Source organism: Streptomyces sp. NPDC005784, from assembly GCF_042871525.1.
GTDB lineage: Bacteria > Actinomycetota > Actinomycetes > Streptomycetales > Streptomycetaceae > Streptomyces.
The window spans coordinates 280,147-300,345 of sequence record NZ_JBIAIQ010000004.1 but is presented as its reverse complement, the minus strand read 5'-3'; the positions used below and the strand labels follow the sequence as shown (position 1 = coordinate 300,345).

Sequence of the window (20,199 nt, the reverse complement as noted above, 5' to 3'; positions counted from 1 at the left end):
GCCCGGTGACTCTGGTCCCGCGAACCCACGAGACTCGCTGACCTGCGCTTTCGTAATGCGTAGAACTTTTTTTGGGCCGGGTGTGACGTTTTCGGCCGCCCTGACGCAGTACGTGGTGAGCCGACTGGTCATCGGCCGTCGCACGGAGCCCGGGTTCCCCCCGTACCCACGGCTCTGTGCAACCGGCGCGGGTGGGACACGTTCCCCCGGTCCCGCCCGCGCCCCACTCTCCCTCGCCCCGCCTTCGCGCAGGGGTCTGTCACCAGTAGACGACGACCTTGTCGCCCGTGCGGACCTGTGCGAACAGCGCCGCGACCTTCCCCTCGTCCCGCACGTTGACGCAGCCGTGCGAGGCGCCGTAGTAGCCGCGGGCCGCGAAGTCCGGGGAATAGTGCACCGCTTGGCCGCCGCTGAAGAACATCGCGTACGGCATGGACGTGTGGTAGATCGTCGACACATGGTGGCGCGACTTGAAGTAGACGCTGAACACTCCTTCGCGGGTGGGCGTGTACTGCGAGCCGAACCGCACGTCCATCTCCGAGACCGTCCTGCCGTCGATCATCCAACGCAGTGTGCGGCTCGTCTTGCTGACGCACAGCACGCGGCCCGTCATACAGCGCGGGTCGGGCTTCGCGGCCGGCTGCCCGCCATAGGGGTACAGCTCCCAGTCCGCCGGTTCGTGCGTCATCTTCCGCAGCCGCCGCCAGGTGACGGTGTCCAGTTCACCGGTGCGCGGCAGTCCCCGCTTGCCCTGGAACCCCTTCACGGCCTCGACCGTCCGGGCGTCGTACGTCCCCGTCGGCGGGGTGATCAGCCACGCGACCTGGTGCAGCCGCGCCTGCGCCTTGCGGACGTCGTCGCCCCGGTCGCCACTGGACCAGAGGACTTCGGCGGGGACGGCGGCGGGCTTGTCGCCCTTCCCCTCCCCGGCGGAGCCGGACTTGTCGTCCGGCCCCTTCGACGGCGCTGCGGGCTTGTCGTCCTCCCCCTTCGCGCCGGGAGCCGTGGCGAGCGAACCGTCGATCCGTACCGGCGGCTTCTTCCCCTGAGCGTCCACGGCGTGCGCCGTGCAGCCGCTCACCGCGGCGAACGCCGCGAGCGCGGCCAGCGATCTCTTCATGCCAGTCGTACGCATCCGGACCCCTGTTCCACCCGTCCTGTCCTGCACATCAGGCCCCCGTCCCGCCGTCGTGTCACCTGAGATGCTCCCCGCGGGTGACCGGTTGCGAACCAGGCGGCATGGTGGAAGAAAACCATGGAACCGGCCCGCGGACGGGTCGGTGGGCAAGGTCCCGGCGCGGGTCCCTCCGCCTCGTGCGTCTGGGCCCTACAGTCCGTGGCCGAGGTCGATTCCTGACACGGGCCGCTTCAAGGGAGGCACAGCTATGGCGCGCGAATCCGAGTCCGGACTGCCCATCGAACCGGTCTACGGCCCGGAGACCCTGGACGGCTGGGACCCGGCCGAGAAGCTGGGCGCGCCGGGCGCCTACCCCTTCACCCGCGGGGTGTACCCGTCGATGTACACGGGCCGCCCGTGGACGATGCGGCAGTACGCGGGGTTCGGCACGGCCACCGAGTCCAACGCCCGCTACAAGCAGCTGATCGCCAACGGCACGATGGGCCTGTCGGTCGCCTTCGACCTGCCCACCCAGATGGGCCACGACTCGGACGCTCCCCTCGCGCACGGCGAGGTCGGCAAGGTCGGTGTGGCGATCGACTCGGTCGACGACATGCGCGTCCTGTTCGGCGGGATCCCGCTGGACAAGGTCTCCACCTCGATGACGATCAACGCGCCCGCCGCGCTGCTGCTGCTGATGTACCAGCTGGTCGGCGAGGAACAGGGCGTCCCGGCGGATCAGTTGACCGGCACCATCCAGAACGACGTCCTCAAGGAGTACATCGCCCGCGGGACGTACATCTTCCCGCCCAAGCCGTCCCTGCGGCTCATCGCGGACATCTTCAAGTACTGCCGTACCGAGATCCCGAAGTGGAACACGATCTCGATCTCGGGCTACCACATGGCCGAGGCGGGAGCGACTCCCGCGCAGGAGATCGCGTTCACCCTCGCCGACGGCATCGAGTACGTCCGTACGGCCGTCGCCGCCGGTATGGACGTCGACGACTTCGCGCCCCGCCTCTCCTTCTTCTTCGTCGCGCGTACGACGATCCTGGAGGAGGTCGCCAAGTTCCGTGCGGCCAGGCGCATCTGGGCCCGGGTCATGAGGGACGAGTTCGGCGCGAAGGACCCCAAGTCGCTGATGCTGCGCTTCCACACGCAGACGGCGGGTGTCCAGCTCACCGCACAGCAGCCGGAGGTGAACCTGGTCCGGGTCGCGGTCCAGGGCCTCGGCGCGGTCCTCGGCGGCACCCAGTCGCTGCACACCAACTCCTTCGACGAGGCCATCGCGCTGCCCACCGACAAGTCCGCGCGACTGGCCCTGCGCACCCAGCAGGTGCTGGCCTACGAGACGGACGTGACGGCGACGGTCGACCCGTTCGCGGGCTCGTACGTCATCGAGAGGATGACCGACGACGTCGAGGCGGCCGCCGTCGACCTCATGACGAGGGTCGAGGACCTCGGCGGCGCCGTCGAAGCCATCGAGCACGGCTTCCAGAAGGGCGAGATCGAGCGGTCCGCCTATCGCGTCGCCCAGGAGACCGATTCCGGCGAGCGTGTGGTGGTCGGCGTCAACCGCTTCCAGCTCGACGCGGAGGAGCCCTACGAGCCGCTCCGCGTCGACCCGGCCATCGAGGCCCAGCAGGCCGAACGCCTCGCCCGCCTCCGCACCGAGCGTGACCAGGCGGCCGTCGACACCGCCCTCGCCGCCCTGAAGAAGGCCGCCGAGGGCACGGACAACGTCCTCCACCCCATGAAGGACGCCCTGCGCGCCCGCGCGACGGTCGGCGAGGTCTGCAACGCGCTGCGCGAGATCTGGGGCACGTACGTCCCGACAGATGCCTTCTGACCTGGGGGATTCCTTCGTACGGGTGAACGGAAGCTGAAGCCGCGCGCCCCCGGTTACGCTCATGGAGAGTGACCCCTGAAAAGGAGGATGCCGTGGCCGTACTGCAACACGAGCTGACGTTGAGCGAAGCCGCCGACCTGCTCTCCCGTGCACTGCCTGGGCACCGCGTGGAGATTCTGCAGGGGAGGCTCACTGTGACACCACCGCCGGACGGCTCGCACGCGCTGTCGCTGTCGTGGCTGGTCGTGGCGTTCGACAGGGCGGGTGCCCGCGACGCGGGGCTCAGGTACGTCCAGGGCGTCGGCCTCTGGCTGCCCACGCTGCCCGCCGACTTCGCGATCCCCGACTTCTCCATCGTCGACGAGGACTTCCGGGACGCCCTCGTCCAGAAGAACTGCTACGCCCCGAACGTCTTCCGCCTGGTCGTCGAGGTCACCTCGTCGAACTGGTCCGACGACCTCGGCCCCAAGGTCGAGTGCTACGCCGAGGCCGGGATCCCGGTGTACATCGTGGCCGACCGGAAGCACGACGAGGTCCTGCTCCACCGGGACCCGGTCGACGGCAAGTACGCGGCCCCCGAGCGCTACAAGCGAGGGCAGAGCTTCCCGGTTCCCGAGTCCGTCGGTGTTGTCCTCGACCTCTCCGTGGACACGCTCCTCGACGGTGACTGACCGGCGGGACGCCTCTACGAGTTGTCGGAGGCCCGTGCGACACTCGCTCTCATGCTTGGTGTCATCGATCTCCCCACCTATCTCGCGGGTCTCGTCCTGATCGTCCTGTTGCCGGGGCCGAACTCGCTGTACGTGCTGTCCGTCGCAGCCCGCAAGGGCGTCCGTACGGGATATACCGCCGCCGCGGGTGTGTGGTGCGGGGACACCGTGCTGATGACACTGTCGGCGGCCGGTGTGGCGTCACTCCTGCAGGCGAACGCCGTGCTGTTCGGGATCGTGAAGTACGCCGGCGCGGGATATCTGACGTGGCTGGCGGTCGGGATGCTGCGGGCCGCGTGGGCGATGTGGCGGGCCCGGCGGGAGCCGGTCGCGGAGAGCACGGAGGCCGAGGTGGTGGCCGGGGAGCGGCCGTTCCGGCGGGCGCTGGTGATCAGCCTGTTCAATCCGAAGGCGATCCTGTTCTTCGTCGCCTTCTTCGTGCAGTTCGTCGACCCCGGGTACGCCTATCCGGCCCTTTCCTTCGTCGTGCTCGGCGCCTTCGCCCAGCTCGCGAGCTTCCTCTACCTGACCGCGCTGATCTTCAGCGGTACGCGCCTCGCGGCGGCCTTCCGCCGACGCAAGCGCCTCTCCGCGGGCGCCACGACCGCCGCGGGCGCCCTCTTCCTCGGCTTCGCGGTCAAGCTCACGCTCGCCAGCGCCTAGGGTCTGTCAGCCGGCGCTCAGTCCCACCCGGGCCGCGTACTCCGGCAGGCCCCGCGCGTCCGCGCCCGCCCATCCCACGTACCCGTCGGGGCGGACGAGGAAGACCCCGGTCCCGTACCGCCCGTACGACTCGATCCGCACGGTACGGACTCCGGGGAGCACCGGCGCCTCCGCGTCCGTGCCGACCGTCAGCAGGGTCCAGTGCGGTCCCCGGAACACGTCGAAGAGGCGGACGCCCTCCACGGTTCCGTCGGGCGCGCGGTCGCCCGCGCCAAGGGCCTCGTCCGACAGATCCGTACGGATCTCCACCGCGAGGGAGGAGCCGCGGTAGCCGAGCCCGAGCTGGCGGGTCGCCTCGCCGCGGCGGGCCTCACCGCGGTGGACCCGGGTGGACAGACCGAGCATGTCGGCAGCGACGGGGAGCCGTTCCTCCTCGTAGGTGTCGAGGAGGTTCTCGGTAGCCGCCTCGCGCAGGACCGCGCCGAGCTTCCAGCCCAGGTTGTAGGCGTCCTGGACGCTGGTGTTGAGCCCCTGCCCGCCGGCCGGTGAGTGGATGTGCGCCGCGTCTCCGGCGAGGAGGACCCGCCCGGCGCGGAAACGCTCCGCCAGCGCCGTGCGCGGCCGGAAGTCCGAGGCCCAGCGCACCTCGGTCACGGCCTCCGGCGAGAGGTGGGACCGCGAGGCGACGGTCTTGCGGATGCCGTCGAGGGACAGGTCGACGTCCGTGCCCTCCGGGAACTGCGCCACGACCTGGAAGTCCTCCGTACCGGCGAGCGGGCAGATCGCCAGGAAGCTGCCCGTGCCCTCGCGCGCCGGGAAGACATGCCAGTTGTCGCGGTCCAGCCCGGTGATCCGTACGTCCGCCACGAGCATCGGGTTCGGGTCGACGGTCTCCCCGGCCATGGCGATGCCGAGCGCGCGGCGCACCGCGGAGCGGCCACCGTCGGCGGCGACGACGTACCGCGCGCGGACCGGCGCGCCGGAGGCGAACCCCACGGTCACGCCGTCCTCGTCCTGGGCGACCGTGACGACCTCACGGCCGAAGGCGACCCGGCCCCCGAGCTCCTGAAGCCGCGCGAAGAGGATTTCCTGCGTGCGCCACTGCGGCACCATCCACGGGGCGTTGTACGGCGAGTCGTCGGTCGGCTCGGCCGGGTCGAACATCTGGTGCTCGCCCACTCGCTCGCCGTCCTGCCAGATCATCCCGACCGGGTAGTCGCCGCCTGCGGCGCGGATCGCGTCGAGGACGCCGAGGTCGTCGAAGACCTCCATCGTGCGGGGCTGGATCCCCTTGCCGCGGGAGCCGGGGAACAGCCCGTCGGCCCGCTCGACGACGAGCGCGTCCACTCCACGCCGGGCGAGGTCGGCGCCGAGGGCGAGACCGGTCGGGCCGGCGCCGACGACGAGTACGTCCACGTCGACGTCCACTTCCACTTCCACGTCTGCTTCCACACCCACGGCCATCTCCTTAACGCTGTTAAATTTCATGTTCCGAGCCTGCCCTTAACGGCGTTAAACTGTCAAGCGTGGTTACTCAGAAGCCTCAGCGATCCCCGAAGCTGGACAAGAAGCAGGTCGTGGAGACCGCTCTGCGGCTGCTCAACGAGACGGGCCTCGACGGCCTCACCCTGCGGGCCATCGCCAGGGAGTTGGAGGTCCAGGCGCCCGCGCTCTACTGGCATTTCAAGAACAAGCAGGAACTGCTCGACGAGATGGCCACGGAGATGTACCGCCGGATGGTCGAGGGCACCGGGGCGGAACCGGACGCCGGCTGGCGGGAGCGGCTGCTCGTCGCCAACCGCGGGCTGCGCGCCGCTCTGCTGAGCTACCGCGACGGCGCGAAGGTCTTCAGCGGTTCACGGTTCACCGGCACGCTGCACGCCGTCGAGTTGGAGCGGACGCTGGGGCTCTTCACCGGGGCGGGATTCACTCTCGCCCAGGCGGTCCGTGCGGCGTCCACCGCGTACCTGTACACGATCGGCTTCGTCACGGAGGAGCAGGGCGTCCAGCCTCTGCCGGGCGAGCGCCGCGAGGGCTACGACACGACGGAACGCGCCCGCCGTATGGCCGACTTCCCCCTGTCGGCCGCGGCGGGCGCGGAGATCTTCGAGGACTACGAACGGCACTTCGAGGAAGGTCTGAGCCTGGTCGTCGCGGGCATCGAGGCGCGCTACGGGGTCGGCTGAGCGGGCGGCCCGCTCGGCGGAGGGGCGTTTTCCGGCCGGGTGTACGGGTGCCTTCGGGGGCGTCCTGCGGAGCGGTCACCGGAAGGCCGGCTACGGGCGCGGCTTCGACAGGGCCGTGCGGAGCTTCGGGGTGAGCCACTTCTCCACGTACTGGTTGAGCAGCCAGGCGAGCAGCAGCATCGTGGCGACCGTGGCCAGGAAGGTGCCGTACGACGGGAGGTGCAGGGTCCGGTGGTAGGCCTTGATGACGACCCAGCCCAGGTGTTCGTGGACCAGGTAGAACGGGTACGTCAGCGCGCCCGCGACCGTCAGCCAGCGCCAGTTCGCCCAGTGCAGCCAGCCCAGCGCGATCGCGGCGACGGCGACGTAGCCGAAGGTGACGACCAGGATGATGCCGAAGGACGAGCGGGTGGAGAAGAACTCCGGGTTCGGGGCGTGCCACAGCCGCTGGACCGCGTAGTGCTGGCCGATCAGCCAGCTCACGCCGACGATGCCCCAGGCGTGCGCGTCACGGCGGTTGCGGTGGACGAGGTAGAGGCCGACACCCCCGATGAAGTACGGGGCGTACTCCGGCATCAGGACCATGTTGAGCAGTGGCTCGTTCACGCCCTGCGCGATGGCCGCGGCCAGGGTCCAGCCGGCGCAGAACAGGATCACGCGCTGCCGGTTCGCCCCCGGAAGCACGATGCACAGCGCGAAGAGGGCGTAGAAGCGGACCTCCGCCCACAGGGTCCAGCACACGCCGAGCACCCGGTCGACGCCCAGCGGCTGCTGGAGCATGGTGAGGTTGAGGAGCGCGTCGCTCGGGGAGACCGCCTTGTACGCGACGAACGGCAGGGTGAACACCGCCGTCACGATGATGATCGCGGCCCAGTACGCGGGCAGCAGCCGGGAGGCGCGCGAGGCGAAGAAGGAGCGCAGCGGCCGGCCCCAGCCGCTCATGCAGATGACGAAGCCGCTGATGACGAAGAAGACCTGCACACCCAGGCATCCGTAGGCGAACAGATTGTGCAGGGTGGGGAACTGATGCCTCGGCGAGCTGCCCCAGGCCTTCACGACCTCGCCGTCCCGGCCGCCGTAGTGGTACCCGGCCACCATCAGGGCCGCGATGAGTCGCAGCCCGTCGAGGGCGCGCAGCCGGTTCTCCCGGCGCGCCGCGGGCTTGGGTGCGGGAGAGGTCTCGGCAGGTGGCAGGACGGTACGGACCACGGTGCCGGTTGCCGTCCCGCGGGCCTCCTCGGGCGTGTCGATCACAAGGTTCCCCTCAATGGGACTCAGCTGGCCCACAGCACGTTAGTCCGATAGTCGGGGATGCTTGCGCCTGGGCGAGGCCGGTTTGTCGTCTCGCCCACGGGAGTTCATCTATGTGATGCCCCTACGTTGAGAACTCTTCCGAATCGGCACAAATCGCCGGTGGTCTGGACAGGCTGGGACGGGGGTCCTGGCGCGTTCTTGAACGGGTGTCGGGGGCGTGTTGTGGACGTGGGGGAGCGCATGAGCGCACAACGGCGCACAACGGCGCACGTCGGGGGCCCGAGCGACCGGGAACCCGGGAACCCGGGAACCCGGGCTGCCCGGGGAACCGGAGTAACCCGAGAGACCGGACCGCGACCACACCCGCCAGGCCGACGGGGTGTAACTGTCGGCAGTCAAGCAGTCCGCGTAGCGCCTGGGGCGGCGCGCTGTTCCAGCCGCGCACCCACAGCAGGGCACCTATGGCCGCGCAGGCCGCGGCGATTCGGGCAGCCCAAGGGAGCGGGGCCGGGTCGTATGCGACCCGGCCCCGCTCCCTGGTCCTTCGCTGCCGGAGCGTTCCGTCCTCGCGGACGCCCCTGTCCCGGGCGCCGCCTCAGCGGCCCACCGCCCGCTTCAGGGAGCGCGCCCTCCGGGCGACCCGCCGTACCGTCGCGTTGCGCGGGATGAACGCGAGCTGGGCCGGTACCGCTCCGGGCAGCGCCAGCGAGGTGAGGCGCTTGCGCTTGAAGTAGCGCCAGGTGTGCTGCGTCAGCTGGTGCGTCAGATAGCTTTCGGCCGCCGGGCGCAGGTCGGGACAGATCTTCGGCTGCATCGCGAAGCCCACGGCTCTCAGGAGCTTCGTCAGGTCCGCCACGTCCATGCCGGGGCGCTGTTCGGTGACCGCCGCACGGTCCGGCAGGTCGGGCAGCAGCGCGTCGACGATGGTCACCGGGACGCGGTTGCTGTTCTCGTACGGGGTGAGACGGTCGAGCAGCGACCCGGTCCCGACCCGGGCGACCGGCAGGCCGTACAGCGCGGACGCCGTGAGCAGCGCCGTGGAGAAGCAGCCGACGACCAGTGCGGGACGCATCCGCTGGTAGAGCACCTCGGCGAGGACCGGGGTGTCGAGGACGGTGAGGTCCGCACCCAGCTTCTCGGCCTCCTTCTCCAGCAACCGCGACCAGCGCGCCGGGGCCGAGGGGTGGGGCTTGAACACCACGCGGGTGTGGCCGAGCGCGAGGGCGCCCTTCAGCATCCGTACGTGGAGCTCCTCCTCCTCTTCGGCGGTGAGGATCTCCAGGGCGGAGAGGTACTGGCCGAGCAGCAGCGCCGGCTCATCGATCGACGGCAACTCACCACCGGTGTCGACGAGTTCCGCGAGCACCTTCACGAACGCGTCCGTGGGTACGATCTCCGGCTCGACGTCGAACTCGGTGAGCAGCAGCGGCCGGAGGCCGGGGACCAGGTCCAGGTGGAGCAGCCGGGTCACCCGGGTGCCGACCAGTGGGTCGATCTTGTTGCGGGTGGGGCCGTAGCTCATCAGGCCGTCGGCGTAGACCGTGACGGGCGCGCCCATGAAGATCTGGGAGACGCCGAGCGCCGGATTGACCTGGATCGACTCCACGGCCAGTTCGATGTCGTCGTCGCCGAGGTTCCAGGCGAGCCGCAGATGCCGCTCCCACAGGGGTACGTCGTCCGGCCGCGGGGTCCAGCCGCCCGGGTGGAACGGGGAGATGGTCTCGTTCCACGAGATGACGTCGTCGAAGCGGCCGCGCAGCTGCTCGAAGCCGGGCATCTCGTCCACGCCGGGCGTCGTCTCGGGCGTCGCAGTGTTGTTCGAGACCAGCAGGATGCGCCGGTCGGCCGGTCCGAAGCTGTCGGTGTCGAGGGCCGCGGCGAGCGTGGCCGTGCCGTACAGCGTGGACGCCATGAAGATCTGGGTGGTCACGCCGCCACCCCCGCGGCGGGCGCGGGCCGTCGGCGCAGCCGGCGCAGCCGGGTGGCGCGCTGGACGTCCATCGAGTCGAGGGCGTCGTCGAGCACGTCCTGCGGCATGCGGCGCAGCGCTACCGCACTCATGGATTTCAGTTTCCGTGCCACCGCCGGCTCGAACCTTTCGATGGATCCCAGGTGATGGGAAATAATCGCGCAATATGTGCGCACGGCTTTGGGCAGGAGTTTTTCCGCGTCCCGGTCCTCTGCGGTTTCCGCTACGACCTGGTCGAACGCGCGAATGAAATCGAGCTGACGGACGTCTCCGATCTGGGTGAGGGAGGAGGCGACACCACGCCGGTAGAACACGCCCAGCAGCCCCACCGTGGCGAAGGATTCCGCCTCCCGGTGCAACTTCCAGATCCACGGCCGGTCCTCGGCCGTGCGCAGCCCGTCGGTGAAGTGGAGCAGCCCGCGGTCGACCAGCCGGCGGTGGTAGATGCCCGCCCAGGCGTAGGCGTAGTCGACGGAGGTGGACCGGTCGGCGGGCAGAATGGCGTCGCGGGGATCGAGGACGACTCCGCGGCGACCGTGCGGTACACGGTGGACGGTGCGGGCCCGCGCGGTGCACTGGACATGGTCCGTACGGACGAAGTCGCAGCCCAGGTCCTCGATGGAGGAGACGAGTTGTTCGTAGTATCCGGGGGCGAGCCAGTCGTCCCCGTCGAGGAACGTGAGGTACTCGCCACGCGCTTTGTCGATCCCGGTGTTGCGTGCGGTGGCCAGTCCTCCGTTCTTCTCGTGTCTGACATACACCGCACCCGGGAGCTCGCGCTCCGCGCGCGCGAGGATGTCCGGTGTCTCGTCGCGCGAGCAGTCGTCGACGAGAATGAATTCGAAGTCCTGCCGTGCGTTCGCACGCAGGCTCTTCAGGGTGTCGGGCGCATATTGCTGCACGTTGTAGAACGGCACGATGACGGAGAGCTTGACCACCCCTGTGACGTTAGGGGGCGGCCCGGCATTCGTCTTGACCGTTGGTGAGATACGAGGTGAACGACGCGTGGCGGAACCGTGAACCACATCGTTTTCTCAGCCGATCCCTGGCTGATTCCCCATTCGTCGATGTGCTGTTAACCGTTTGTTGTATTCAGGTTGGGCCGCTCCTCGAAATGGGTTCCTAGCGTCTAGGACGTGCCAGCAAGTACCACGAAGTCCCTGCGAGTGGCCGTCCTCGCGGATTCCGACACCAGGTGGAAATGGGGCTCGCTCACCGCGAACCGCATTTCCCCGGCCGAATCGGACATCCGCCTCGACGGGTTCCTCCTGCGCGGCCGTGCCACCCCGACCGCCCGCCAGCTCGAAGAGGTCGGCGTCCGGGCGGACTCCCTCCGCGAGGTCACGGCCGTCGAGTTCCTGCGCGAGCTGGGCAAGGAGGACCGCGCCTACGACGTGGTCGTCCTCGCCCTGGTCGGCGGTGCCGTCCAGGCGATGCTGCACGGCCTGGCCCGCGCCTGGGACGGGCGGACCGAGCGGCCCCTGGTCGTCACCGGCTACGTCGGTGTCGTCTACGAGAAGCTCGCGGACGGGCTGCTGCTGCGGCACGGCGCGGACCTCGTCCTCGCCAACTCCCGTCAGGACGCGGAGCGTTTCCGGGCCGTGTACGAGGGGGTCGGCGCCGAGGCCGGGTCGGTGACCGAGGTCGCGCTGCCCTTCCTCGGTGGGGCGGCGTACAAGGAGAACGACCCGTACACGGTCGTCTTCGCCGCCCAGCCCTCCGTACCGGAGAGCCGCAAGGACCGTACGTACCTGCTGGACCGGCTGATCCGCCACGCGCGGCTGCACCCGGACCGCGAGGTGCTGCTCAAGCTGCGCTCCAGGCCGGGCGAACACACCACGCACATCGAGGAGTTGCCGTACCAGAAGCTGGTGCAGAAGGCGGACCCGCCGGCCAACTTCCGCCTGGTGTACGGGCACATGGGCGAGGTACTCGACCGCACCGACCTGTTGGTCACCATCAGCTCCACCGCCGCCCTGGAGTCCCTGCACCGCCGTATCCCCACAGTCGTCCTCAGCGACCTCGGGGTGCGCGAGGCGCTCGGCAACCACCACTTCGTGGGCTCCGGCTGCCTCGCCTCCTGGGACCGGCTCGACGCCGGTCACCGGCCGGTGCCGGACGCCGCGTGGGTGGCCCGGCAGGGCGTCGCCGCCGAGGGAGGCTCGTACGAGACGGCCTTCGACGCGGCGCGGCAGCGCATCACCGAGCTGCTGGCGGCGGACAAGCTGCCGCCCCTCGCTCCCTACTACACCCCCGTCACCGCGCCCGGCTATCTGCCCGGCATCCTCGCCCGCCACCACCTCGGCCCGGACGGCAGCCCGCTGCCCGGTGCCCCCGCGGCAGACCGGGAACCCAGCCCCGTACGGCAGATCGTGCGCCGGGCCGCCCGCGGCGCCTACCGCCACGGCGTCCAGCGCGTGGCACCGGTGATCCGGCGGATGGGCGACCTGTGAGCGCCCCGACAGCGGGCAGCCCGCGGTCCTCCGCCCCCTCACGCCTTCCTCGCCTCCCTCGTCAAGGAGAACAGCGCATGACCAACTCGGAAGCGGGCCAGGCCGCGCCGGTGCGCCGCGTACTCGCGGTGATCCCCGCGCGCGGCGGCTCCAAGGGCGTGCCCGCGAAGAACCTCCTCCCCGTCGGCGGTGTGCCGCTGGTGGCCCGCGCGGTGCGCGAGTGCCGCGCCGCCCGCCTCGTGACGGACGTGGTCGTCTCCACCGACGACCAGGCCATCGCGGCGGCCGCCCGCCAGGCAGGCGCCGAGGTCGTGCTGCGCCCCGCCGCCATCGCCGGGGACACCGCCACCTCCGAGGCCGCCGTCCTGCACGCCATGGACACCCATGAGGCGCTGCACGGCTCCCCGGTCGACGTGGTCCTGCTCGTGCAGTGCACCAGCCCGTTCATCATCCGCGAGGACGTGGACGGCGTCGTGAACGCGATCGTCGCGAACGGCGCGGACACGGCGCTGACCGTGGCTCCCTTCCACGGCTTCGTCTGGCGCGACGGGGACGACGAGGCCACCGCCGCGGTGGCCGCCGGGACCGAGCGCGCCGCCGTCGACGGCGGCAGCGACATCCTGGTCACGGACACCGCCACGAGCGGCGGCTACGGCGTCAACCACGACAAGTCCTTCCGCCCGCGCCGCCAGGACCGCCCCCAGGACCTCCTGGAGACCGGTGCCGTCTACGCCATGGAGGCCGCGGGCTTCCGTGAGGCGAGGCACCGCTTCTTCGGCCGCACCGAACTCGTGCGCACCGACCCGGCCCGGGTGCTGGAGATCGACGATCCTCACGACCTCGCCCGCGCCCGGGCCCTCGCGCCGCTCTTCGACGCGAACCGGCCCGGCACCCTCCCGACCGCAGCCGACATCGACGCGGTCGTCCTCGACTTCGACGGCACCCAGACCGACGACAGGGTGCTGATCGACTCCGACGGACGGGAATTCGTCTCCGTGCACCGCGGGGACGGACTCGGTATCGCCGCTCTGCGCAAGAGCGGGCTGACGATGCTGATCCTGTCCACGGAACAGAACCCGGTCGTCGCCGCCCGGGCCCGGAAGCTCAAGATTCCGGTCCTGCACGGCATCGACCGGAAAGACCTCGCACTGAAGCAGTGGTGCGAGGAGCAGGGCATCGCGCCTGAGCGCGTGCTCTACGTCGGCAACGACGTCAACGACCTCCCGTGCTTCGCCCTCGTGGGCTGGCCTGTGGCGGTCGCGAGCGCCCACGACGTCGTGCGCGGCGCCGCACGCGCGGTCACCACCGTTCCCGGTGGCGACGGCGCGATCCGAGAGATCGCCAGCTGGATCCTCGGCCCTTCTCTCGACTCCCTCGACAAGTAAGGAACGTTTCACCATGAGCAACTCCCGTCTGCGCAACTTCGGTTCGAAGACCGCCGGCCCGGGTCACCCCGTCTACGTCGTCGGCGAGATCGGCATCAACCACAACGGTGAGCTGGAGAACGCCTTCAAGCTCATCGCAGCCGCCGCCGAGGCCGGTTGCGACGCCGTCAAGTTCCAGAAGCGCACCCCGGAGATCTGCACCCCGCGCGACCAGTGGGACATCGAGCGCGACACCCCCTGGGGCCGCATGACCTACATCGACTACCGCCACCGCGTGGAGTTCGGCGAGGACGAGTACCGCCAGATCGACGAGTACGCCAAGAGCAAGAACATCGACTGGTTCGCCTCCCCGTGGGACACCGAGGCCGTCGCCTTCCTGGAGAAGTTCGACGTCCCGGCCCACAAGGTCGCCTCCGCGTCGCTGACCGACGACGAGCTGCTCCGCTCGCTGCGCGCCACGGGCCGCACGGTCATCCTCTCCACCGGCATGTCGACGCCGAAGCAGATCCGCCACGCGGTCGAGGTCCTCGGCAGCGACAACATCCTCATGTGCCACGCCACGTCGACCTACCCGGCGCAGGCCGAGGAGCTCAACCTCCGCGTCATCAACACCCTCCAGGCCGAGTACCCGAACGTTCCGATCGGCTACTCCGGCCACGAGACGGGCCTGCAGACCACGCTCGCCGCGGTCGCCCTCGGCGCCACCTTCGTCGAGCGTCACATCACCCTGGACCGCGCGATGTGGGGCTCCGACCAGGCCGCCTCCGTCGAGCCGCAGGGCCTGACCCGCCTCGTCCGCGACATCCGCACCATCGAGGCCTCCCTCGGTGACGGTGTCAAGAAGGTCTACGAGTCCGAGCTCGGCCCGATGAAGAAGCTGCGCCGCGTCACGGGCGTCGTCGCCGAGGCCGAGATCGCCGCGGCCGCGGGCGAGCCCGTCTCGGTCTGAACGCCCTGAATTCCTTACGACGGGACGGTCGTACGTCGATGAGCCCCCGCGCCGGTTCCGCCGGCTCCCACACTCTCGCCTTCGTCGAGAGTCCGGTACAGCTCCTGAACGTGCTGGAATGGGCGCACGCACATGCCCACAATGATGCGGCGCCCGGCGCGGGGCTCACCCTCGTCGTCCTGTCTCCCAACGACCCGATGACCCGCGGCCAGCTCCGCCGGATGGCGGAACTGGCCCGCGACGAGGGCCACGCGGTCCGCTGGGAGGAGGCGCGCGGCGGCACCACCGCCCCCTTCCACACCATCGGGGGACTGACCCCGCTGCTCCGCCGGGCCCGGCGGATCGTCATGGGGGACCCGTTCTCCCGCTATGTGCAGCTGTTGCTGACCATCACCCGGGCGCAGGACCTGGTCGTGGTCGACGACGGCACGGCGACGATGGAGTTCGTCGCCCAGCTCGCCCGCGGTGAACGCCTGGTGCGCTGGCACCGGCGCGGTGGCCGCCCCGGCCCGCGGGACGTGCTCTTCGCTCCCGTGTCCGCCGCGGCCCGCCGCCGACTGACGCCCAGTGACAGCCGTACGGTCGAGGTCTTCTCCTCGATGCCGATCGAATCGGCACCGGACGGCGTCCGGATCACCGCCAACGACTTCTCCTGGACCCGGGCCCGGTTCGGCCCGCCGCGCATCACCAAGACCGCGGACATGGTCGGCACCTCGCTCGTCGAGACGGGTGTGGTCGACCCGGACCGCTATCTGGAGGCGGTCCGCGCGCTCGCCAAGGCGCACGGCGCGACCCGCTACTTCGCGCACCGCCGCGAGAGCGCCGACAAGCTGCACCGGCTGGCCGCCGAGACGGGTCTGGAAATCGTCCGTCCCGACCTGCCGCTCGAACTGATCGCCCGGCGCGGCCCCATCGGCCGGACGATTCTGAGCTTCCCGTCGACGGTCGTGCACACGCTGCCGCTCGCCCTCGTCGGCACCGATGTGCGCGTCGCGGTCTGCGACATCGACCCGAGCTGGCTGACCCAGAACGCCTCGCCCCGCGCCCAGGGCTTCCTCTCGGGCGTCACGGGTACGGCCCGGGACATCCACCGTCTCTCGGCGGTCTCCACCGTCTGAAACAAGCCACACCTTCTCGACGTTCAGAGCCCGGCGCATCGCGCCGGGCTCTACTCGTTCACCCGCCGGATGATCTACGCGCATCATCCAGGCTCTCCACGCGCATCCTCCACGATGACCGCACCGAACAGCCGTGCGCTGTTCACCAGTTCTCCATGATGTGCGCGTTGGACCGACACGATCCGGCCATTGAATCGCAGCGCGTGGTAACGACCGTGGACCGCGCGGGGATTCCGTTTCCGGAATGGGGGGACAAGCACGTGGCGTCCGCGCAAGAGGAGTCCGACAGACCGGAGTCCGGAAGATCCGAGTCCGGAGCATCGGCATCCGGCGTACCAGAGACCGGGATCTCGGAGTCCGACAGACCGGAGTCCGACAGACCGGAGTCGGGCAGGGCGGGGACCGAGGGGGCAGGGAACGGCAAGGCCGTCTCCGGCCGGCCGGAGGTCCAGGAACTCACTCCCCGGCGGCTCGACGCGGCCCGCGGCCTGGGCGACCGCATCTTCCGGTACCAGCTCACGGGTACCGGCATCGCCGTCCTCGCCGTCATGGCGGGGGTCGGCCTCTTCCTGCTCCTGAGAGCCGGTCAGGCGCTGCGCGCCCGGGGCTTCGCGTTCCTCACCACCGCCGAATGGCAGCCGGACGTCCACAACTTCGGCATCGCCGCCGTCATGACCGGCACCATCCTGATCGCCTTGGTCGCGGTGACGGTCTCCGTGCCGCTCGCCGTCGGAACCGCCCTGTTCATCACCGACGTGGCTCCGCCCAAACTGCGCCGCACCCTCGTGTCGATGGTCGACCTGATGGCGGCCGTCCCCTCGGTGGTGTACGGGCTGTGGGGGCTGTTCTTCTTCCAGCAGCACGTGATCGGCCTGTCGCGCTGGCTGTCCACCTGGTTCGGCTGGATCCCCCTGTTCAAGGTCGACGGCGCCCAGCCGGGCGAGCCGCTGGCCACCGAGAGCGTGTACACGGCCTCCACCTTCATCGCCGGGCTCGTCGTCGCCCTGATGGTCGCGCCGATCCAGTGCTCGGTGATGCGCGAGGTCTTCTCACAGGCCCCGGCCGGCGAACGCGAGGGCGCCTACGCGCTCGGTGCGACCCGCTGGGGGATGATCCGCAGCGTCGTCCTGCCGTACGGCAAGGGCGGCATGATCGGCGGCACCATGCTCGGACTCGGCCGGGCGCTCGGCGAGACCATCGCGGTCTACCTGATCATCTCGCCGGTCTTCACCATCCAGCCGCACATCCTGCAGACCGGCTCGAACTCGGTCTCCTCACTGATCGCCCTGCACTACGGAGACGCCTCCGAGTTCGGTATGTCGGCGCTGATGGCGGCGGGCCTGGCGCTGTTCCTGCTCACCCTGGCGGTCAACTTCACCGCCTCCTCCGTGGTGGCCCGCAGCCGCTCCGGCGCGCAGAGCGAGGCATGAGATGACCGTCATCGAAGAAACGTCCCTCTCCGACGTCCGCGACGCCGCGCCTGTGCCCGTGCCCGTGCCCGCGGATGTCGCGGTGGAGCACGCGCCGCAGCCCCTCCGGCCGCGCCGCATCAGCGGTGTCAGCCGCACCGGGGTGCTGTCCCTGTGCGGCGCCGCCGCCTCCGGACTCTGCGTCACCGTCCTGCTGTTCGGCCAACTCGCCCCGTTCTCAGGCATGTTGGGTTTCACGGTCACCGCCTATCTCGTCTTCCTGGCGATCTACGCGGTGCTGACCGGGCTCGACGAGGACGGCCAGGCCGTACGCGACCGGGTGATGACGGTCGTCCTCTGGACGGCGGCCACGCTGCTGTTCTCCGGCCTCTTCATGGTCGTCGGCTTCACCGGCTGGCGCGGCCGGGAGGCGCTGCCGCACGGCAACTTCTTCACCCAGGACATGCAGGCCTCGGGCCCGCTCGACCCGCTCACCCACGGCGGCATCGCCCACGCGATGCTCGGCACACTCACCATGATCGCCATCGCGCTCGCGATCACCGTGCCGCTGGGCCTCGCCTGCGCCGTCTACCTGAACCAGATCCCGGGCCGGTTCTCCCGTTTCGTCCGGACCATCGTCGAGGCGATGACCGCACTGCCGTCGATCGTCGCCGGTCTGATGGTGTACGCCACCTGGATCCTCGGCCTCGGCATGCAGAAGTCGGGCCTCGCGGCCGGCTTCGCGATCAGCGTGATGATGCTGCCGATCGTGATCCGGGCCTCCGACGTGGTGCTGCGCCTGGTGCCGGGCAACCTCACCGAGGCGGCCGAAGCGCTCGGCGCGCCACGCTGGCGGACGGTCTGGCACGTCGTGCTGCCCACCGCCCGCTCCGGCCTCGCCACCGCCGTCATCCTCGGCACCGCCCGCGGAATCGGCGAGACCTCGCCCGTCCTGCTCACCGCCGGCTTCACGGCCGCGCTCAACGCGGACCCGACGAGCGGGCCGATGGTCTCGCTGCCGCTCGCGGTCTTCAACTTCGTCAAGTCGCCCGAGCCCACGATGATCGCCCGCGGCTTCGGCGCCGCCGCCGTCCTGATGGCCCTCGTCCTGGTGCTGTTCGTGATCGCCCGGGTGATCGGCGGGCGCGGCCCCGGCCACCAGACCAAGCGCCAGGCCCGCCGGACCGCCCGCGCCTCACGGCAGGACATACGGCGCTTCGAGGACCTGCACGCGCCCGGCCTGTCCCTGTTCGAGAGCCCCGAGGGATCACACCCCAAGGGAACCGCCCTGTCCGCCCCCGCCACCGGAGAGACCGACTGATGCGCAGCCACCTCCACACCGCCCTCGGGCGCCTTCGGGCACTCGGGACGCTCGGCGCGCTGCTCGGCGTGATCGCCGCGCTGCTGGCCGGTCCGCTGGCGGCCCCCGCCGCCGCCGAGAGCTACACGCCGATATCCGGCGCAGGCTCCACCTGGGCAGAGAACGCCGTCGACGAATGGCGGCGCGCCGTCAACCAGTACGGCATGCGGATCAGCTACGCCGGCACCGGTTCCTCCGACGGCCGCCGTCAGTTCCTCAGCGGCACCGTCGACTTCGCCGTCTCCGACATCCCGTTCCAGACCCACCCGACCGACGGCTCGGCCGCCGAACGGCCCGCGTCCGGGTCGTACGCCTACATGCCGATCGTGGCCGGCGGCACCGTCTTCATGTACCACCTGACCGTCAACGGCAAGCGGGTCACCAACCTGCGCCTGTCCGGCGACGTGGTCACCAAGATCTTCACCGGAGCCATCAAGACCTGGGACGACCCGGTCATCAAGGCCGACAACCCGGGGCTCCAGCTCCCGCACCGCACCATCGTCCCCGTCGTACGCTCCGACGGCTCCGGCTCCACCGCCCAGTTCACGATGTGGATGGCCAACCAGCACAAGTCGCTGTGGCAGTCCTACTGCCGCAAGGTCGGCCGCTCCGGAGCCTGCGGGCAGACCTCGTACTACCCGACCGTCTCCGGCATGATCGCCCAGTCCGGCGACCTCGGAGTCGCGGGCTACGTCGCCCAGAACTACGGCGAGGGCGCGATCGGGTACGTCAACTACTCGTACGCCCTGAACGCGCACTATCCGGTCGCCAAGGTCCTCAACCACGCGGGCTACTACACCGAGCCGACCCCGCAGAACGTCGCGGTCTCGCTGCTCAAGGCGAAGATCAACACCGACAAGGGCTCCGCGGACTACCTCACCCAGAAGCTCGACGGCGTCTACAACGACTCCGACCGGCGCAACTACCCGCTGTCCAGCTACTCGTACATGATCCTGCCCCTGAAGGTGCAGGGCACCTTCACCAAGGCCAAGGGCAAGACGCTCGGCGCGTTCTCGTACTACTTCATGTGCCAGGGCCAGCAACAGGCACCCTCGCTCGGCTACTCGCCCCTGCCGATCAACCTGGTGAAGGCGGGCTTCGCCCAGATCCGCCGCATCCCGGGCGTGCAGGCCCAGAGCATCAACCTCAGGGGCTGCAACAACCCGACCTTCTCCAGCGACGGGCACAACAAGCTCGCCGACACCGCCCCGTACCCGGCCGCCTGCGACAAGAAGGGCGCCCCGGCCTGCACCACCGGCAGCGGCGGCGCCAAGGCGGGCGGCAGCTCGGGCGGTTCGGGCTCCACGGGCGGCACGAGCGGCGGATCGACCTCGGGCGGTTCCACCGGCGGAGGCGCCAACGGCGGTACCACCGGCGGGAGTTCGGGCGCTGGCGGCTCGACCGCGGGAGGCGGTACCGGCGGCGGCTCCGCACCGGTCGTCGACCCCGACACCGGCCAGACGCTCTCGCCCGGCACCGGCGGCGGCTCGGGGACCGGTTCCTCGGGCGGCAGCGGCGGAGGCGGAGGAAGCGGCGGCACCGGCGCGGTGAACGACACCATCGCGCTCGCCCAGCCGGTCTCCGTGGCCGGCACCCAGGGCTGGACCAGCACCCAGACGCTGATGCTGATCGCGGCCTTCCTGGTCCTCGGTCTCGTCCTGCTGCCGTCCGTGGTGTCCCGGGCGATCGCCGGGCGCGGCGCCGGCAAGGACGCCGGAGAGGGGCAGAAGCGATGAACTCCCGCATCACAGGACCCCGCATCACAGGACCGCGCGGC

16 protein-coding genes are annotated in these 20,199 nt (G+C 70.3%); 11 read left to right on the top strand and 5 right to left on the bottom strand.

The window, feature by feature from the left end; translation table 11 throughout:
• Positions 1–259: 259 nt before the first annotated feature.
• Positions 260–1,135: a L,D-transpeptidase family protein gene (locus ACFYR3_RS09200; protein ID WP_389282219.1), complete on the bottom strand. Its 876-nt coding sequence runs from the start codon at positions 1,133–1,135 to the stop codon at positions 260–262.
• 250 nt (positions 1,136–1,385) lie between these two features.
• On the opposite strand from ACFYR3_RS09200, the gene ACFYR3_RS09195 reads away from it, so the two are divergent.
• The 3 genes from ACFYR3_RS09195 (at position 1,386) to leuE (ending at position 4,339) form a co-directional block, all read left to right on the top strand.
• Entirely contained in the window at positions 1,386–2,966 is a 1,581-nt protein-coding gene (locus ACFYR3_RS09195) for a methylmalonyl-CoA mutase (protein WP_389282217.1), read from the top strand.
• A 92-nt stretch (positions 2,967–3,058) separates the two neighbouring features.
• The gene (locus ACFYR3_RS09190; protein WP_355851729.1) at positions 3,059–3,637 is read left to right on the top strand and encodes a Uma2 family endonuclease; all 579 of its coding nucleotides are present in this window, start codon (positions 3,059–3,061) and stop codon (positions 3,635–3,637) included.
• A 51-nt stretch (positions 3,638–3,688) separates the two neighbouring features.
• The gene (gene leuE / locus ACFYR3_RS09185) at positions 3,689–4,339 is read left to right on the top strand and encodes a leucine efflux protein LeuE (protein WP_355851732.1); all 651 of its coding nucleotides are present in this window, start codon (positions 3,689–3,691) and stop codon (positions 4,337–4,339) included.
• Between the two features lie 6 nt (positions 4,340–4,345).
• Here the strand turns inward: leuE and ACFYR3_RS09180 are convergent, their stop codons facing one another.
• Positions 4,346–5,803 (bottom strand): FAD-dependent oxidoreductase, encoded by a 1,458-nt coding sequence (locus tag ACFYR3_RS09180; protein ID WP_355851898.1) that lies wholly within the window; start codon positions 5,801–5,803, stop codon positions 4,346–4,348.
• Positions 5,804–5,865: 62 nt separating this feature from the next.
• On the opposite strand from ACFYR3_RS09180, the gene ACFYR3_RS09175 reads away from it, so the two are divergent.
• On the top strand, positions 5,866–6,525 hold the full coding sequence (locus ACFYR3_RS09175) for a TetR/AcrR family transcriptional regulator (protein WP_389282215.1): 660 nt from the start codon (positions 5,866–5,868) through the stop codon (positions 6,523–6,525).
• Between the two features lie 90 nt (positions 6,526–6,615).
• Here ACFYR3_RS09175 and ACFYR3_RS09170 read toward each other — a convergent pair whose 3' ends face one another.
• The 3 genes from ACFYR3_RS09170 to ACFYR3_RS09160 all read right to left on the bottom strand — a co-directional run bounded on the left by ACFYR3_RS09170 (position 6,616) and on the right by ACFYR3_RS09160 (position 10,686).
• Positions 6,616–7,779 (bottom strand): acyltransferase family protein, encoded by a 1,164-nt coding sequence (locus tag ACFYR3_RS09170; RefSeq protein WP_389282213.1) that lies wholly within the window; start codon positions 7,777–7,779, stop codon positions 6,616–6,618.
• A 595-nt stretch (positions 7,780–8,374) separates the two neighbouring features.
• Positions 8,375–9,709 carry a polysialyltransferase family glycosyltransferase gene (locus ACFYR3_RS09165; RefSeq protein WP_355851737.1) on the bottom strand — a complete coding sequence of 445 codons (1,335 nt, stop codon included), beginning with the start codon at positions 9,707–9,709 and terminating at the stop codon, positions 8,375–8,377.
• Positions 9,706–10,686, bottom strand: a complete 981-nt coding sequence (locus ACFYR3_RS09160; RefSeq protein ID WP_355851740.1) for a glycosyltransferase family 2 protein — start codon at positions 10,684–10,686, stop codon at positions 9,706–9,708. The genes ACFYR3_RS09165 and ACFYR3_RS09160 overlap by 4 nt, the downstream gene beginning before the upstream one ends.
• A gap of 198 nt (positions 10,687–10,884) precedes the next feature.
• Between ACFYR3_RS09160 and ACFYR3_RS09155 the strand changes: the two genes are divergently transcribed.
• The 7 genes from ACFYR3_RS09155 (at position 10,885) to pstS (ending at position 20,158) form a co-directional block, all read left to right on the top strand.
• Positions 10,885–12,201 (top strand): DUF6716 putative glycosyltransferase, encoded by a 1,317-nt coding sequence (locus ACFYR3_RS09155; protein WP_389282210.1) that lies wholly within the window; start codon positions 10,885–10,887, stop codon positions 12,199–12,201.
• A 77-nt stretch (positions 12,202–12,278) separates the two neighbouring features.
• Complete coding sequence (locus ACFYR3_RS09150; RefSeq protein ID WP_355851746.1) at positions 12,279–13,586, top strand: N-acylneuraminate cytidylyltransferase; 1,308 nt, start codon at positions 12,279–12,281, stop codon at positions 13,584–13,586.
• A 13-nt stretch (positions 13,587–13,599) separates the two neighbouring features.
• Positions 13,600–14,535 (top strand): N-acetylneuraminate synthase family protein, encoded by a 936-nt coding sequence (locus ACFYR3_RS09145; protein WP_355851749.1) that lies wholly within the window; start codon positions 13,600–13,602, stop codon positions 14,533–14,535.
• A 38-nt stretch (positions 14,536–14,573) separates the two neighbouring features.
• Positions 14,574–15,653 carry a hypothetical protein gene (locus ACFYR3_RS09140; protein ID WP_389282208.1) on the top strand — a complete coding sequence of 360 codons (1,080 nt, stop codon included), beginning with the start codon at positions 14,574–14,576 and terminating at the stop codon, positions 15,651–15,653.
• Between the two features lie 260 nt (positions 15,654–15,913).
• Positions 15,914–17,083, top strand: a complete 1,170-nt coding sequence (gene pstC, locus ACFYR3_RS09135; protein ID WP_355851755.1) for a phosphate ABC transporter permease subunit PstC — start codon at positions 15,914–15,916, stop codon at positions 17,081–17,083.
• Between the two features lies 1 nt (position 17,084).
• The gene (gene pstA, locus ACFYR3_RS09130) at positions 17,085–18,383 is read left to right on the top strand and encodes a phosphate ABC transporter permease PstA (protein WP_389282206.1); all 1,299 of its coding nucleotides are present in this window, start codon (positions 17,085–17,087) and stop codon (positions 18,381–18,383) included.
• Positions 18,383–20,158: a phosphate ABC transporter substrate-binding protein PstS gene (gene pstS, locus ACFYR3_RS09125; protein WP_389282204.1), complete on the top strand. Its 1,776-nt coding sequence runs from the start codon at positions 18,383–18,385 to the stop codon at positions 20,156–20,158. Before pstA ends, pstS begins: the two co-directional genes overlap by 1 nt.
• Positions 20,159–20,199: the final 41 nt, after the last annotated feature.

Coding starts and splice junctions, on each gene's coding strand:
- ACFYR3_RS09200 (WP_389282219.1), bottom strand. CDS start 1,135: ATGCGTACGACTGGCATGAAGAGATCGCTGGCCGCGCTCGCGGCGTTC.
- ACFYR3_RS09195 (WP_389282217.1), top strand. CDS start 1,386: ATGGCGCGCGAATCCGAGTCCGGACTGCCCATCGAACCGGTCTACGGC.
- leuE (WP_355851732.1), top strand. CDS start 3,689: ATGCTTGGTGTCATCGATCTCCCCACCTATCTCGCGGGTCTCGTCCTG.
- ACFYR3_RS09180 (WP_355851898.1), bottom strand. CDS start 5,803: ATGGCCGTGGGTGTGGAAGCAGACGTGGAAGTGGAAGTGGACGTCGAC.
- ACFYR3_RS09150 (WP_355851746.1), top strand. CDS start 12,279: ATGACCAACTCGGAAGCGGGCCAGGCCGCGCCGGTGCGCCGCGTACTC.
- ACFYR3_RS09145 (WP_355851749.1), top strand. CDS start 13,600: ATGAGCAACTCCCGTCTGCGCAACTTCGGTTCGAAGACCGCCGGCCCG.
- ACFYR3_RS09140 (WP_389282208.1), top strand. CDS start 14,574: ATGAGCCCCCGCGCCGGTTCCGCCGGCTCCCACACTCTCGCCTTCGTC.
- pstA (WP_389282206.1), top strand. CDS start 17,085: ATGACCGTCATCGAAGAAACGTCCCTCTCCGACGTCCGCGACGCCGCG.
- pstS (WP_389282204.1), top strand. CDS start 18,383: ATGCGCAGCCACCTCCACACCGCCCTCGGGCGCCTTCGGGCACTCGGG.